The organism is Paenirhizobium naphthalenivorans, from assembly GCF_007992095.1.
Taxonomy (GTDB): Bacteria; Pseudomonadota; Alphaproteobacteria; order Rhizobiales; family Rhizobiaceae; genus Allorhizobium; species Allorhizobium naphthalenivorans.
In genome coordinates, this window is sequence record NZ_BJZP01000044.1 from 1 (window position 1) to 13,952 (window position 13,952).

A 13,952-nucleotide genomic window follows, 5' to 3' on the forward strand; every position below is an offset into this window, starting at 1 on the left:
CCCGGCTGTTGGTGCCGGGTCCGGATTGTCGGCCTTAGGGGAGCATTCGCTCTTCCTTGGGCGGCAGGTAGCCCGCGTCGAAGACCTGCTCGGCCTTGACGTTGCCCTTGAGGCCCATCGACACCTTCAGCGTCTCGATGGATGCCGCGAGGCGGTCCATGTCGACGCCGCCCATGCCGTTCTCGATGACGTAGGGCGTCTTGATGTTCATGGCGTTGGCCATGTTCAGGCGCTGGAGTTCGATGTCGGGGTTCAGCGTCTCGTTGCGCTTCAAGACGGCGGCCACGCCTTCTTCCGGATGGGCGACTGCGTCGGCAAAGCCCTTGGCAAGCGCCTTGAGAAAACCCTTGACGGCGTCGGGATTGGCTGTGGCAAAGTCGGTGTTGACCGTGATCGCGTTGCCGTAGAGGTTCAGGCCATGTTCGGCCATCAGGATGGTGGCGATGTCATCATCGGGGATCCCCTGAGCCTTCAGGTTGAGGATGACCGAAAAGGCGAAGCCGAAGACGGCGTCGACATCACCCTTGGCTAGCATGGGTTCGCGAACCGGGAAGCCGATCGATTCGATCGTGATCTTGCTGTCGTCAATGCCGGCGACCTGTTTGAAGGCCTTCCACTGGGCAAAGGCGCCGTCCGGCGGCGGAGCGCCGAGCTTCTTGCCTTCCAGTGACTTCGGATCTTCGGTGATGCCGAGCGCCTTGCGGCCCACGATGGCAAAGGTCGGACGTTCATAGACCATGTAAATGGCCTTGACCTTCTGAGACGGATCTTCGTCAAGGAACTTGATCAGCGAGTTGATGTCGCCGAAACCCATCTGATAGGCGCCGGTCGCCACGCGCGGGATCGCCTCGACGGAGCCGTTACCGGTGTCAATCGTGACATCCAGGCCCTCGGCCTTGAAGTATCCCTTGTCCTGCGCCAGCAGGAAGCCGGCGGCCGGGCCTTCGAATTTCCAGTCGAGGGTGAGTTTGATCGGCGTTTCGGCTCGCGCTGGCGTCGCAGGGACCGAGAGGCCGGCCGTGAATGCAAGCGCCGCAGTTGCCGCCAGACTGGAAAACAGACGTCTCGAAAGCATGATCCAAAATTTCCTCTGTTGATTTTGTTGGATCGATAGAAACCGATGTCCGTGCCGGGCGCAAGTGATTTATGCCTATAAATAATGCAATAGAAATAATGCATATTAATTATGCATAAGTGTGTGCATTTGCTTGTTTTCTGGTCTGGGGCCTGTGAGGATAGGCTTCGACAGGCCGGCCGACCCGTGACATAAGGGCCCGCCACTCCTCCAGCCCCACATCCGGTCATGATTCGTATCGAGAACATCAGCAAACAGCTCAGTCACCGCATTCTCTTCATCGAGACCTCTGCTGCCCTCAACAGGGGCGAGAAGATTGGTTTGGTCGGTCCCAACGGTGCGGGAAAGACGACGGTCTTCCGCATGATCGCCGGCGAGGAGCAACCCGACGAAGGGCAGGTTTCAGTCGAAAAGGGCATGACGGTTGGTTATTTTAACCAGGATGTCGGCGAGATGTCCGGCCGTAGCGCTGTGGCCGAGGTTATGGACGGGGCAGGTCCCGTGAGTGTCGTGGCCGCCGAATTGCGCGAGCTTGAGAGCGCGATGGTCGATCCAGACCGGCTCGACGAGATGGATGCGATCATCGAGCGTTATGGTGAAGTGCAGGCGCGCTACGAGGAGCTTGACGGCTATGCACTGGAGGGTCGGGCGCGGGAAGTGCTTGCGGGCCTGAGCTTCAGTCAGGAAATGATGGACGGCGACGTCGGCAAGCTCTCGGGCGGGTGGAAAATGCGCGTGGCGCTTGGGCGCATCCTGCTGATGCGGCCGGATGCCATGTTGCTCGACGAGCCGTCGAACCATCTCGATCTGGAATCACTGATCTGGCTGGAGCAGTTCCTCAAGGGGTACGAGGGAGCGCTGCTGATGACCTCGCATGACCGCGAGTTCATGAACCGCATCGTCAACAAGATCATCGAGATCGACGCCGGTTCGCTCAACACCTATTCCGGCAATTATGAGTTTTATGAACAGCAACGGGTGCTGAACGAGAAGCAGCAGCAGGCACAGTTCGAGCGGCAGCAGGCGATGCTGGCCAAGGAGATCAAGTTCATCGAGCGTTTCAAGGCGCGCGCAAGCCATGCTTCCCAGGTTCAGAGTCGCGTCAAGAAGCTCGACAAGATCGATCGCGTCGAACCGCCAAAGCGGCGCCAGACGGTGTCGTTCGAATTCGCGCCCGCGCCGCGCTCGGGCGAGGATGTCGTCAACCTCAAGGGCGTGCATAAGGCTTATGGTAGCCGGACGATCTATGACGGTCTCGACTTCATGATCCGCCGGCGGGAACGCTGGTGTATCATGGGCGTCAACGGTGCCGGAAAGTCGACACTGCTCAAGCTTGCCACCGGTGCGACTGCGCCCGATCAGGGCACGGTCGCGCTCGGTGCCAGCGTCAAGCTCGGCTATTTCGCTCAGCACGCCATGGACCTCCTCGACGGTGACAGCACGATCCTGCAATGGCTGGAGGAGCGCTTTCCCAAGGCTGGACAGGCGCCGCTTCGGGCGCTTTCCGGCTGCTTCGGCTTTTCCGGCGATGACATCGACAAGCGATGCCGGGTGCTGTCGGGGGGAGAAAAGGCGCGGCTGGTGATGGCGGCCATGCTGTTCGATCCACCGAATTTCCTCGTGCTCGACGAGCCGACCAATCACCTCGATCTCGACACAAAGGAAATGCTGATCGCGGCGCTGAAGCAATACGAAGGCACTATGCTCTTCGTCAGCCATGATCGCCATTTTCTGGCGGAGCTCTCCAACCGAGTGCTGGAACTGACGCCGGAAGGCGTCCATCGCTATGACGGTGGCTATACGGAATATGTCGCCCGCACCGGTCATGAGGCGCCGGGCTTGCGGAGCTGAGGCTCGCGGGATTGTCTGCGCTATGAGGTTGATCGGCCTCTACGCCGGTAAGGCGATTGTGCAGCCGCGACGGGACCGTGATGCCATTGCATCATGGTAGCTTCGCGATTAGCTTTCGCTTGAAGCATGGGCAGGATTGTCACGTGAAAGCAGGCATCTTATTTTGTGGTGCCGTAGCCGGTTTTTTGGCTGCGTCAACAGCTACAGCCGCCGAGTGGCAGCCGGTCGAAAAAGTGCAGACCTACTCTGTCTTCGGCAAGAGCGGACCCGAGCTCTACCAGTCGATCGGTGCGCGCGGTCCGAAGCTCAGCATTGGTATGCGGGCGATCGCCCAGACCAGCTTCGCGCTGACATGGACCAGGAAATATGAGACGCGCGGCGATGCCTGTGTGTTGGCGACGGCCAAACCGAAGCTCATCATCACTCACCTTCTGCCGAAGCCCGGCAACGTCTTGCCGGCCCCGATCGCGGCGCACTGGGAAAGCTTCATCGTCGGCGTTCGTGCCCACGAACGGGTGCATGGTGATTTCATCATCGAGATGGTGCGCAAGATTGAAGCCGCGACCGTCGGGCTAACGGTCGCTGGAGATCCGAATTGCCGCAAGATCAGGGAAGAAATGACCAAGCGCCTCGGTGCGCTTTCCCAGGAGCAACGTCAGCGCAGCCGTGACTTCGACCGCGACGAGCTCAATGCGGGAGGCAACGTCCACACGCTTATCCTTCAGCTGGTGAACGGCGGATAACCGGCACGGCCGCGGACTACGACCGTCTGTGCCGACTCGTCAGCCGTGCGGGGCGGGGTGCAGGAAGGTCCAGGGGCTGGTTTCCGAGCCGGTCTCCACAGGCACCTCGATCAGGGCCGGGCGCCCCGAGGCGAGCGCTCGCGCGATAGCCTCCTCCAACGCTTCCGGGCTTTCCACACGCTCCGAGGCGACGCCGAAGCTTTTTCCCAGTGCGACGAAATCGGGATTCACCAGATCGGAGCCGATCAAGCGACCTTCGTAGACGGTCGCCTGGTCGCGGCGAACATTGCCGAAGGCACTGTTGTTGAACACGATGGCGACAACGGCAATATTGTGTTGGACTGCGGTTGCCAGTTCCTGAACGCCGAACATGAAGCCGCCGTCGCCCGACACCGAGACAACGGCCTTGTCCGGATTGGCGACCTTGACGCCGAGCGCGGTGTTGAAGCCGAAGCCGAGATTGTCCTGATAGCCACAGGTGACGTATTGGCGCGGGCCGTAGACCGGAAAGCCGAAGCGGGCGGTGAAACCCATCTGGCTCACCTCTTCGACGAAGAAGCCGTCGCGCGGCAGAGCGCGGCGGATCGCGTCGAGATAGGAAAGCTGGGGCTGCACGGCCTCCATGTGGGTGCGGGCCTCGGCGCGCCGGGTGGAAAACTCCGCGCTGCGGTCAGGCACGGAATGGCCGTCCAGCGCGGCGAGAAGGGCGGCGGTCCCTTCCGCAGCATCTGCGACGATGCCGAGATCAGGTTTCAGCCGGACCATTTCGGTCGGATCAATGTCGATGCGAATGGTCTTCAGCCCGGCCGGCTGCCACTGCCAGCGCATGAACTGCAGCTCCAGCCGCGAGCCGATGCCGATCAGAAGATCGCATTCCTTCCACCATTCGTAACCGGCGACGAGATTGAAGGCATAGGGTTCGTCATCGGAGACGATGCCCTTGCCGGAGCGATGCGATACAACTGGAGCGCCGATCGCCCGGGCGAGCGCCAGCACTTGACTGCCGGCCTCGACGGCGCCGCTCCCGACCATGATCATCGGGTGTTTCGCCTGCCGGACAAGGGTCGCCGCTTGCTGGATCCGTTCAGGATCCGGCGCCGGGGCAAGAGGAGGAACGGTCTGGACAGCTGTGACGGGGCCCGTCTGGCCGAAGACATCCCATGGAACCTCGATCGCGACCGGCCGTCGTCGGCCACGCATCATCTTTTCGAAGGCCTCGGCCATGATCTCCGGCGCCTCGGTGACGTGATTGATGCGGCCTGACCATTTGGTCAGGCCGCGCATCAGCGTCAGTTGGTCTGGCAGTTCGTGCAACTGGCCACGCCCTTGGCCAATCAGATGGGACATGATGTTGCCGGTCAGGCACATTACCGGGGCGTTGGCGCCGTAGGCGGTGCATAGCGCCGCTCCGGCATTGAGCAGGCCAGGGCCTGGAACGACGGTGAAAACGCCGGGGCGGCCGGTCGATTTGGCATAGCCATAGGCCATGTAACCGGCGGCCTGCTCATGTCGTGTATGGATCATCCGTATCCGATTGCGGGCTTTGTACAGAGCGTCGGAGAACTCGTAGGTATGCACGCCGGGAATGCCGAAGACGGTATCCACGCCCTGCGCGACCAACGCATCGATCATGGCCTGGGCGGTGTTCTTGATTTCCATCGCTGGGCTCTCTGCAAAATTGTCGGAGTGGGAATTGCTAACGCGTTAAGTTATTTTCATGCAAGCGGATTCCGAGCGCGTTGCGTCTGCATGGCTTACTGCTGTCTGTGTCCTCACAGGAGGTCTGTGAGAAGCGGTCTTTTCTTTTTCATTCAAGTCTTTTTGTAAGCATGATCTAACGTTTTGGCAAATGGATCATTGTGAAAATGCAATTTTTACAGTCATTTATATATTATTCTCCCGTTTCTTGATGCTGCAATTTCCGGAGCGAACTGGGCAATTGCGTAACCCCCGAATCTATGCAACAAATTGCGTGTGGTTGCGTTTGGGAGAGCCCAACCATGCTTGAGAGCGGAAATATTATCCATGGCATACGGGGCGGTTGGAGGCTGCTCCGCTGATGACGATCAGGAAATATTTTTGGGAGGAAAGCCATGTCTCGGGCCGAATTGTCCGATCACTTGCTTTCGATTAAATCGGCGCTGGTGATCGATGATCATCCGCTTTATTGCGATGCTCTCGCGACGACAATGGAGAGCATTTTCAATACCCGACGGATTCGAACAGCGACTTCGCTGGGCGAGGCGCTTCAGCAATTGCGGATGCGTTTTTCGCCCGATCTCATCATTCTCGACCTCAATCTGCCGGATGCGTCGGGACTGAGCGGGTTTATGAAAATCAAGGAAAGGATGCCGGACATTCCGGTCATCGTCGTCTCGGCGATCACCACCGAAGGCGTGGTGCATTCGGTGCTGGCGGCGGGGGCAGCCGGTTTCATTCCGAAGGAAACCGGTCGGCAGACTTTCCAGGACGCGATGCGCGAGATCTGGAACGGCAAGACCTATGTGCCGCCCGGCTATGCGTTGCCGACGCGGGCCCAGGCGACTGACCGCTCGGTCGAAACCATATCGCGCAAGATCGCTCATCTGTCGCAACAACAGACCCGCATTCTCAGCTTGATCTGCGAAGGCATGCCGAACAAGCTGATCGCTTACGAGATGCAATTGGCCGAGGCTACCGTGAAGGCGCATATCACCGCTCTGCTGCGCCGGCTCGGTGTGCACAATCGTACTCAGGCGGCCATGCTTGTGCGGGAAGTGTCGATCCGCCATAGCCTGCAATGACGCTCCGTCCGTCGGAGACAGGGCGACCGGAGGGTGCCGGCATGGCTGGCGCTCTGGAGGATCTCGAATATCGACCCGCGAAAGCGGTCCGGATTGCCGTTTCCTATTGCGCCGATCCGGCTGCTGCGCTTGATGAAATTCAACACCAACTCGACCAGACCCGGCCGAGTTTCATCCTTCTTTTCGTGCCGAACCGACTCTCGCCGGACGATCTCGCAGCCGCCTTGCCGTCCGCTCTTCCGCACGCCGTGGTTTTCGGCTGCACGACGGCCGGACAGATCACGCCGCGAGGCTATGAGGACGATGCTCTGGTGGCCGTCGCCTTCGAGCGAAGTCACTTCCGCGTCGCCTCGACGCTGTTTGCGTCGATTACGCCCGTTTCGATCGCCGAGGTGGTGCAGCAGACCGAAAGGCTAGCAGAGCAATTTCGTGCGACTCCCGGGCGCAAGCGGCTGGCGCTGATCTTCGCCGACGGGCTCTCCAAACAGGAGGACATCTTGGTCGCGGCGCTCGAAGCGGGATTGAAGGACATTCCCGTCTTCGGCGGCTCGGCGGGCGACGGTCTGCGGTTTGAGCGGACGCAGGTTCTGCGCAACGGTGAATTCCACAACAATGCCGCGCTGCTGCTGCTGATCGAAACGGATCTCACCTTCTGCGGCCTCGGCTTCGATCACTTCCAGCCGACCGAGAGCCGGATGGTTGTCACCAAGGCTGTGCCCGAGGAGCGGCTGGTGCTGGAGATCAACGGTTCGCCGGCGGCAGAGGAATATGCACGTCTGGTCAAAGTGCCGGTCGGCGAACTATCGCCGACCATTTTCGCCGAGAATCCCGTGCTGGTCCGCAATGGCAACATCTATCATGTGCGGGCAATCCAGCAGATCCACGGTGAACACGGTCTGACCTTCCTGTCGGCGATCGATGACGGACTGTTGCTGACGCTCGGCCGTGGCAAGGAGATTATCCGCACCCTCGACAGCGGTCTGGCCGTTACCGACAAACAGGGCGATCCACCGGACTTCATTCTTGGCTTTGATTGTTATCTTCGCAAGCTGGAGATCGATCGCAAGGGCCTGGAGGCAGAGGCTTCGGAACGCTTCCGTGAGCGGCGCGTGATCGGTTTCAGCACCTATGGCGAACAGCATCTAGGCGTTCATGTGAACCAGACCTTCGTCGGTGTCGCTTTCTTCATACCGAGGGAGGGCGCGCCGTTGTGATCAATCCTGACGATCCATACGAAGTGCAGATCGCCAAGCAGGCGAAGATCATCGAGGTGCTGATTAAGCGCGCCGAGCGCGGACATGAGGTCGGCGACACCGCTTACGCGCTGTTCCAGTCGGCGATCACGCTTCAGGCTGAGGTGTGGGAAAAGACTAAGGACCTGGAAAAGGCGCTTGATACCCTCGGCCGAGCCTCCAACGAACTGGAGATCGCCTATCAGGCCCAGGAGCGCATCCAGCGCAACCTCGCCGACGCCATGGTGGCCATGGAAGGCGGCTTTGCGTTGTTTTGCGAGGACAGGCTACAGGTCTGTAACAGCCAGTTCCGCGAGTTGCTGCCCGACGTCGAAGACATCATCAAGCCGGGGCTGGCCTTCGACGACTATCTGACTGCCGTCAATGCCAGCCGTTATCTCGCGCGCGATGAGGGTGGGGGTGCTGGTTCCGGTTACGGTCGCCGTCAGGTCGCAACCGCGCAGGGACCGTCTGGCCAGCGGTTTTCGTCCTTCGTCATGGCGTTGCGCAACGATCGCTGGTTCCAGATCTCCTATCGTCAGACCAGTTCGGACAATATGGCAGTGCTGCAGACGGAGATCACCGATCTGGTACGGGAGAACCGGCGCGAGAAGAACCGGTTGATCGATCAGCAGGCGCACTTGCTGCAGGCCGCCTTCGATCATATGTCGCTCGGTGTCTGCACCTTTTCCTCAGCCGGTGAGCTTCTGGTGCGCAATGAGAGGTTCGGCGCGCTGCTAGGCATACCCCTGCCGCTGTTGAAGAAGGGGACGCGTTTCCAGCGGATCATTGAGCATGTCGAGCGTCACGAGATCCTCGACAGGCGGTCGCGGCGGGCGGAATTGACCGGCTGGTTCAAGGCACTTTTGCACGGCGAGACGATCCAGCAGCGTTTTCGCCGGCGTGACGGCATGAGCCTCGACATAAGGGTTCATTCGCTTCCAGACGACGGCTTTATCCTGTCGATCATGGACGTGACCGCCGAAACGGAGGCGGCGGAGCTACTTGAGCGACGGGTCCAGGAACGTACGGCGGAGCTTACCGAGGCAAACCGAATGTTGCAGATCCATGCGGCCGAACAGGCGCAGATCGAGGGAGCTCTTCGTCAGGCCAAGGAAGCGGCTGAGGCGGCTCATACGTCGAAGACGCGCTTTCTTGCCGCGGCAAGCCATGACCTGCTGCAACCGATCAATGCCGCGAAGCTCTATCTGTCGATGCTGAGCGAGACCGTCGAACAGTCGGACGCAAAGGAGGTCGTCGGTCGTCTTAATCGCTCTTTCAACTCGATCGAGACACTGCTGCAGGCGCTTCTCGACATTTCGCGGCTCGACAGTTCGGGGGCGGAGTTCAATGTCACCTCCTTTAGTCTGGGCGTGATGCTTCAGGGGCTGGCCGAAGACCTTGCGCCCTTGGCGGCGGAAAAAGGCATCCGACTGACCATTCTGCCCACGATGCGCTGGGTGACCAGCGATCAGCGCTATCTGATGCGATGCGTGCAGAACCTGGTGGTCAACGCGATCCAGTATACCGAGCGGGGACGGGTGCTTGTCGGCTGCCGGCTTGCCGGAAACAAATTGCGCATCGAGGTCTGGGACACCGGCATGGGCATTTGCGAGGAGGATCAGGTGCGTGTCTTCAAGGAGTTCACCCGGGGAGGTGGGGGCAAGGGGACCGGAATGGGCCTTGGGCTGTCGATCGTCGAGCGCGCCTGCCGTCATCTCGATCATCCGGTGAAGCTCGTTTCGCGGCCTGGCCATGGTTCGATGTTCTCGATCGAGGTGCCGCTGGCCCCTGTGGGCAATTTTGACAGTCGCGAAAATACCGTAGCCGAGATCATGCCCGATGGTGGTCTGGATCTGATCGTTATGGTGGTCGAGAACGATGCCGACGAACTCCACGCCATGACCCGAAAGCTGGAAAACTGGGGCGCGAGCGTCCTGGCCGCCGCTTCGACGGCGGAGGCCGTGTCACTGATGCAGGAGATCGGCACACCGCCGGACATCCTGCTCGCCGATTATCAGCTGGATGATGCCGATACCGGAGTCGACACGATCCAGACATTGCGAGCCATGGCGGGCGAGGAAATTCCGGCGGTGATCATCTCGGCCAATCGGCAGCGCGAACTCATGCAGCTGTCTCGCGAGCTGTCTTTCTCTGTGCTCAATAAACCGGTGCAATTGGTGCGGTTGCGGGCATTGATCGACTGGCAGACGCGCGGCCGCGCCGCGTGAGCCAATACCGACCAATGTCTGCGATGACTGACGCGTCTGCGGGACTAGGCTCATTGGAAAAAGGGAGGTTTGCGATGCGTGTGTTCGTGCTTGTTCTCGCCTTTCTCGGGGCAACGGCCATGCCGCTGTCAGCCGCAGGAACCTATGATCTTCTGTTTGCGAAAACCGCGCTTTCAGGCCTTGCCGCCTCGGCGCCTCCGACGGATGGGCAAAAGGGCAGTGATACGCTGGTCTATGACCGCGTCGTGTCGCCGCTCAAGAAGGGGCAATCACCCGACACTGACACGATCGGCTTGCAGCTGACATCGGACGACAAGGTCGCCCTGATCCTGCACCGCGGGCCGCAGATGCGGTTTATCGGCAGCTTCCCGGCGTCGGTCGGCAATCCTCTGATCATGTATTTCCTAGAGAGCGCGCTCTCCGATGTTGCCAAGCAATCGGGCGGCAGTCCTTTCTACATGCGTAACCGGATCAAGGAGGCGCTGCTCAAGGATGCCGAGATTGTGCCGGTATCGGTACGCATCGGCGAGCGCGATGTTGCAGCGCGTCAGGTGACCATCCGGCCGTTCGCCAAGGATAAGGCGCGCGACCAGATGGGGCGGTTTGCGGAACTGGCACTTGCAGTCACCGTCTCCGAGGATGTCCCGGGCTGGTACTATTCACTGAGAGCGACCGTGCCGGAAGGTTCGGGGCCAGAGGATATCAGCTATTCCAGCGCCATCACCCTTACGGATGGTGGGGAGGCAAAGCCATGAAACCAGCCTCCTGCCTGTTCGCTGCATTGGCATTTACCGCGCTTGGCGTTGGACCGGGCGCCTTGCCCGCCTCTGGCCAGGGCATATCCGAGCGGCTGAACGACTATCCGACAGAAGCGCGCACGGACTATGTTTTCGGCTGCATGGCGACAAATGGGCAAACCCGCGAAGTCCTGCGCAAGTGCTCCTGTTCGATCGACACTATCGCGTCGATCCTGCCTTACGAAAAATACGTCGAGGCGGAGACCGTGCTTTCCCTGCAGCAGGGCAGCGGCGAACAGTTGGCGATGTACAAGACGGCTGTCGTGTCGCAGACCATGGTCGCCGAACTCAGGCGCGCCCAGGCCGAAGCCGAGATGCTCTGTTTCTGAGCACAGGCTTCACGCTGGCGGTCGCTTCGCCAGAACCTTGTCGAAGACATTACCGTCGGTGTCGACGGCGTGCACGGTGAATTCGGGCGAGCCGTCGTCAATATAGCTGAAGCGGAACGACGGGTTCTCGCTGATCGAGATCCCGCCTTCCAGCGAGAAGAGAAGATCCTTGCCCTGGCGAACCTCAAGCTCGGTGATGAAATGCGCACCGATGAAAAGCTGGGTGATCTGGTCACGCTGTAGCCCCGAATAGTTGGGGTGGCGGATCATGATCTGAGCCTCGCGTCTGACATTTTGTCCGGCGGCTTGATCGTCAGTCTTGGCGTCGAACAGTTTGAGCTTCATTTCGCCCATCCCGGCCAACGCCGCGGCCGGATCCTTGGTCGCAGGTGCCGAGCATCCGCCCGACGCCTTGACGAAGCGGCCGGTCATGAACGTGCCCGAGGGCGTGTCGGCGATCACGCGGATGTTGGAATACTGATTGACGCGCACCCGGGTCTCGAACTTCAGCGGCATCATCGCCGGCCCGAAGCGGATCTCGGCGGCGAGCGGTGCAGGATTCTCGTCGATCACCAGCTTGATCGCCGTGATCGGCCCCGCAGACCGATCCTTCTGCTCGATGACAACGGGAACCGTGGCCGCATCTTCGGCGCGATAAGGAGCGCTGATCGACAGAAAGGAGGACCCGTCGCCGAGTGGTTCCTCGCCGGCGATCGCATCCTTGATCGTGCTCCACGTCGCGCCTTCGATGAGCGGATTATCAGGCGGGGCCTCTTCTGCGGCGGCAAGGCCTGCAGCCAGTAGAAAAGACAATCCGACAAGAGCCTGTCTCATGGTGGTCAAGTCCCCCGCTTATAGGACCGGCCCGGCGTCGAGCCGCGTGATGGCGGATGATACGCCACCGGATCGTTGCGCAGAACCGAGCCTTTCGGATGTGTTGCGAGACAATTGTCCCGGCCGCAGGCTGGACGGGCGGCCAGTTTTCGGGCCGTGGCGGAGGTGGCGTGTGTTCGAAGCGTTTGTGGCGATTTGCATTCTGGCGTCGGCAGGCGCCGAGCCGGGACAGTCCTGCCGGACCGCACTCTTGCCCGGTCATGCGGCGGATAGCCCGGCGGGTTGCGAGGCGACCTTGCCCGAAAAACCGCCGGCCTGGCTTGTCGATGGCGGGGCACCTTACTGCGCGGCCCGGCCACGCTCGCGGCTTGTTTTTACCGAGGTGGCCCCAGGGCTTTTTGTCCACAGCGGCGCGATCGCCGAGCCGGATGCGGACAATGCCGGTGATGTTTCCAACATCGCCTTCGTGATCGGCGGACGCGGCATTGCGGTCATCGATTCCGGTGGATCACGCCAAGTGGGCGAACAGGTCTATCTCGCCATTAGGGAAAGAAGTGAGTTGCCGATCTCACATCTGGTCGTGACCCACATGCATCCGGACCACGTCTTTGGAGCGGAGGTGTTTCGCGAGGCCGGCGCAGAGATCGTCGGCCAGCAGAACCTGCCGCGCGCGCTGGCGGATCGGGCCGGTAGCTATATGACGAGCTTTGGCCGGCTGATCGGCGCACAGGCTTTTCTCGGGAGCAGGATAGTCGCACCGGAGCGAACGGTGCACGACAAGGAAAGCCTTGACCTCGGTGGGCGCGTGCTTGCGCTTCAGGCCTGGCCGACGGCGCATACCGCAACCGATCTGACTGTGCTTGATCAGGGCACCAATGTGCTGATTGCCGGCGACCTCTTGTTTGATTCACATGCCCCGGCGCTTGACGGGTCGCTGAAGGGGTGGCGCTCGGTGCTTGCCGACCTGATGCGGATCAGAGCCGACCGCGTCGTTCCGGGGCATGGTGGCCCCATCCTGCCATGGCCCGAGGGAGCAGAGCCCCTTGCCCGTTATCTCGGTGTGCTGGATGCTGATACAAGAGCGGCATTACAGGCTGGCCTTCCCCTCAGCGCGGCTGCCCGGACGATCGCCAAGAGCGAGGCCGGGCACTGGCGATTGTTCGATCTCTATAACGCGCGTAACGCGACCGTTGCCTATACGGAGCTCGAATGGGAGTAGGTGGATCCTATTGCGGGAGCTGCCGCAATAGGATCTGGGCGATCGCATAGGCGCGTTTTTCCAGCAGGACCGGGGTTTCGCACACATAGGTCAGCGCCCGCGAACGATCGCGGTAGATACGTGCGTTCCAGTCCACCTCTTCCTCAAGCTTGTCGATGCGATCAAAGTCCGGCTTGGCCTGCGCACTCAATTTCGCCATTTCGCCGTGTGCGGCGTCGATTTTCGCCGCCAGCGCGATCTGGCTGTGCGAATAGTGGGCAATGCCGCCGATCAGCCGATGTCGGTTTTCGGCCAGCCGATCGAAGACGTTCTGGAAGATGTTGCCGAGAGCCTGCTCGTCGGATGGATGCGTCGCGACGAAGTCGCGTACATGGGCTTCGGCCTCTTCCAGGCTGACGCGGCGCAGTGCCAGCGTGGCCGCCAGTTCCTCGGCCGCCGGCGACAGCTGCGTCTTCGTTATGGGATGCGGCCACATCAATCCCGCCGACAGGTTCTCGACCTTTCGCTGGACACAGGGCCAATCCGGGTCGGAAAAATCCGCCGCAAAAACAGGGCTCGGGACAAGTGCCAGAAACAACACCAGGTTCAAGGCTTTCATCATGCAGACCCTCCTTCGCCTTTTGTTAGTATAGGCAAACGCAGGTAGATGCCAAAGGTGGCGATTCACACACTAAGGTCGCAATTGTCAGTGCGCTTGGCCGGTCTGTAATCTCGCACCAAGGTCGGCAAAGGCTGGCATTCAATAACGCAGATTCCGGGAGGCATTCCATGCGCACACGCGCTGCTCTGGCCATTGAGGCCGGAAAACCCCTTGTTGTGACCGAAGTCGAGCTTGAAGGCCCGCGGGCCGGCGAGGTG

At 60.6% G+C, this 13,952-nt stretch carries 12 protein-coding genes; 8 read left to right on the forward strand and 4 right to left on the reverse strand.

Translation table 11 applies throughout. From position 1 onward, the window contains the following. Positions 1-34: 34 nt before the first annotated feature. The gene (locus RNA01_RS22015; RefSeq protein ID WP_174824575.1) at positions 35-1,075 is read right to left on the reverse strand and encodes an ABC transporter substrate-binding protein; all 1,041 of its coding nucleotides are present in this window, start codon (positions 1,073-1,075) and stop codon (positions 35-37) included. A 228-nt stretch (positions 1,076-1,303) separates the two neighbouring features. On the opposite strand from RNA01_RS22015, the gene RNA01_RS22020 reads away from it, so the two are divergent. Both RNA01_RS22020 and RNA01_RS22025 read left to right on the forward strand, forming a co-directional pair. After that, positions 1,304-2,926 carry an ABC-F family ATP-binding cassette domain-containing protein gene (locus RNA01_RS22020; RefSeq protein ID WP_147182272.1) on the forward strand — a complete coding sequence of 541 codons (1,623 nt, stop codon included), beginning with the start codon at positions 1,304-1,306 and terminating at the stop codon, positions 2,924-2,926. Between the two features lie 80 nt (positions 2,927-3,006). Continuing rightward, positions 3,007-3,669, forward strand: a complete 663-nt coding sequence (locus RNA01_RS22025) for a DUF922 domain-containing Zn-dependent protease (RefSeq protein WP_147182273.1) — start codon at positions 3,007-3,009, stop codon at positions 3,667-3,669. A 39-nt stretch (positions 3,670-3,708) separates the two neighbouring features. Here the strand turns inward: RNA01_RS22025 and RNA01_RS22030 are convergent, their stop codons facing one another. After that, positions 3,709-5,328, reverse strand: a complete 1,620-nt coding sequence (locus RNA01_RS22030; protein WP_147182274.1) for a thiamine pyrophosphate-dependent enzyme — start codon at positions 5,326-5,328, stop codon at positions 3,709-3,711. A gap of 434 nt (positions 5,329-5,762) precedes the next feature. Here RNA01_RS22030 and RNA01_RS22035 point away from each other — a divergent pair, with 434 nt between their 5' ends. The 5 genes from RNA01_RS22035 to RNA01_RS22055 all read left to right on the forward strand — a co-directional run bounded on the left by RNA01_RS22035 (position 5,763) and on the right by RNA01_RS22055 (position 11,041). Then, positions 5,763-6,452 carry a response regulator gene (locus RNA01_RS22035; RefSeq protein WP_147182275.1) on the forward strand — a complete coding sequence of 230 codons (690 nt, stop codon included), beginning with the start codon at positions 5,763-5,765 and terminating at the stop codon, positions 6,450-6,452. 41 nt (positions 6,453-6,493) lie between these two features. Next, positions 6,494-7,666, forward strand: a complete 1,173-nt coding sequence (locus tag RNA01_RS22040; RefSeq protein ID WP_147182276.1) for an FIST signal transduction protein — start codon at positions 6,494-6,496, stop codon at positions 7,664-7,666. Then, entirely contained in the window at positions 7,663-9,915 is a 2,253-nt protein-coding gene (locus tag RNA01_RS22045; RefSeq protein ID WP_147182277.1) for an ATP-binding response regulator, read from the forward strand. The genes RNA01_RS22040 and RNA01_RS22045 overlap by 4 nt, the downstream gene beginning before the upstream one ends. Before the next feature lie 74 nt (positions 9,916-9,989). Continuing rightward, positions 9,990-10,670 carry a hypothetical protein gene (locus RNA01_RS22050; protein WP_147182278.1) on the forward strand — a complete coding sequence of 227 codons (681 nt, stop codon included), beginning with the start codon at positions 9,990-9,992 and terminating at the stop codon, positions 10,668-10,670. Beyond that, positions 10,667-11,041: a hypothetical protein gene (locus RNA01_RS22055; RefSeq protein ID WP_235916838.1), complete on the forward strand. Its 375-nt coding sequence runs from the start codon at positions 10,667-10,669 to the stop codon at positions 11,039-11,041. The genes RNA01_RS22050 and RNA01_RS22055 overlap by 4 nt, the downstream gene beginning before the upstream one ends. A gap of 9 nt (positions 11,042-11,050) precedes the next feature. On the opposite strand, the gene RNA01_RS22060 is transcribed toward RNA01_RS22055, so the two are convergent. Then, positions 11,051-11,875: a quinoprotein dehydrogenase-associated SoxYZ-like carrier gene (locus tag RNA01_RS22060; RefSeq protein WP_147182279.1), complete on the reverse strand. Its 825-nt coding sequence runs from the start codon at positions 11,873-11,875 to the stop codon at positions 11,051-11,053. A 172-nt stretch (positions 11,876-12,047) separates the two neighbouring features. On the opposite strand from RNA01_RS22060, the gene RNA01_RS22065 reads away from it, so the two are divergent. Then, a complete protein-coding gene (locus tag RNA01_RS22065; protein WP_147182280.1) occupies positions 12,048-13,094 on the forward strand; it encodes a quinoprotein relay system zinc metallohydrolase 2 in 1,047 nt (348 codons plus the stop codon). 7 nt (positions 13,095-13,101) lie between these two features. Here RNA01_RS22065 and RNA01_RS22070 read toward each other — a convergent pair whose 3' ends face one another. Continuing rightward, on the reverse strand, positions 13,102-13,695 hold the full coding sequence (locus RNA01_RS22070) for a hypothetical protein (RefSeq protein WP_147182281.1): 594 nt from the start codon (positions 13,693-13,695) through the stop codon (positions 13,102-13,104). Positions 13,696-13,952: the final 257 nt, after the last annotated feature.

What these genes read in the sequence shown, in the direction of transcription:
- RNA01_RS22025 (WP_147182273.1), top strand. Translation starts at nt 3,007, where the DNA reads ATGCCATTGCATCATGGTAGCTTCGCGATTAGCTTTCGCTTGAAGCAT.
- RNA01_RS22030 (WP_147182274.1), bottom strand. Translation starts at nt 5,328, where the DNA reads ATGGAAATCAAGAACACCGCCCAGGCCATGATCGATGCGTTGGTCGCG.
- RNA01_RS22055 (WP_235916838.1), top strand. Translation starts at nt 10,667, where the DNA reads ATGAAACCAGCCTCCTGCCTGTTCGCTGCATTGGCATTTACCGCGCTT.
- RNA01_RS22070 (WP_147182281.1), bottom strand. Translation starts at nt 13,695, where the DNA reads ATGATGAAAGCCTTGAACCTGGTGTTGTTTCTGGCACTTGTCCCGAGC.
- RNA01_RS22035 (WP_147182275.1), top strand. Translation starts at nt 5,763, where the DNA reads ATGTCTCGGGCCGAATTGTCCGATCACTTGCTTTCGATTAAATCGGCG.
- RNA01_RS22040 (WP_147182276.1), top strand. Translation starts at nt 6,494, where the DNA reads ATGGCTGGCGCTCTGGAGGATCTCGAATATCGACCCGCGAAAGCGGTC.
- RNA01_RS22015 (WP_174824575.1), bottom strand. Translation starts at nt 1,075, where the DNA reads ATGCTTTCGAGACGTCTGTTTTCCAGTCTGGCGGCAACTGCGGCGCTT.
- RNA01_RS22050 (WP_147182278.1), top strand. Translation starts at nt 9,990, where the DNA reads ATGCGTGTGTTCGTGCTTGTTCTCGCCTTTCTCGGGGCAACGGCCATG.
- RNA01_RS22020 (WP_147182272.1), top strand. Translation starts at nt 1,304, where the DNA reads ATGATTCGTATCGAGAACATCAGCAAACAGCTCAGTCACCGCATTCTC.
- RNA01_RS22060 (WP_147182279.1), bottom strand. Translation starts at nt 11,875, where the DNA reads ATGAGACAGGCTCTTGTCGGATTGTCTTTTCTACTGGCTGCAGGCCTT.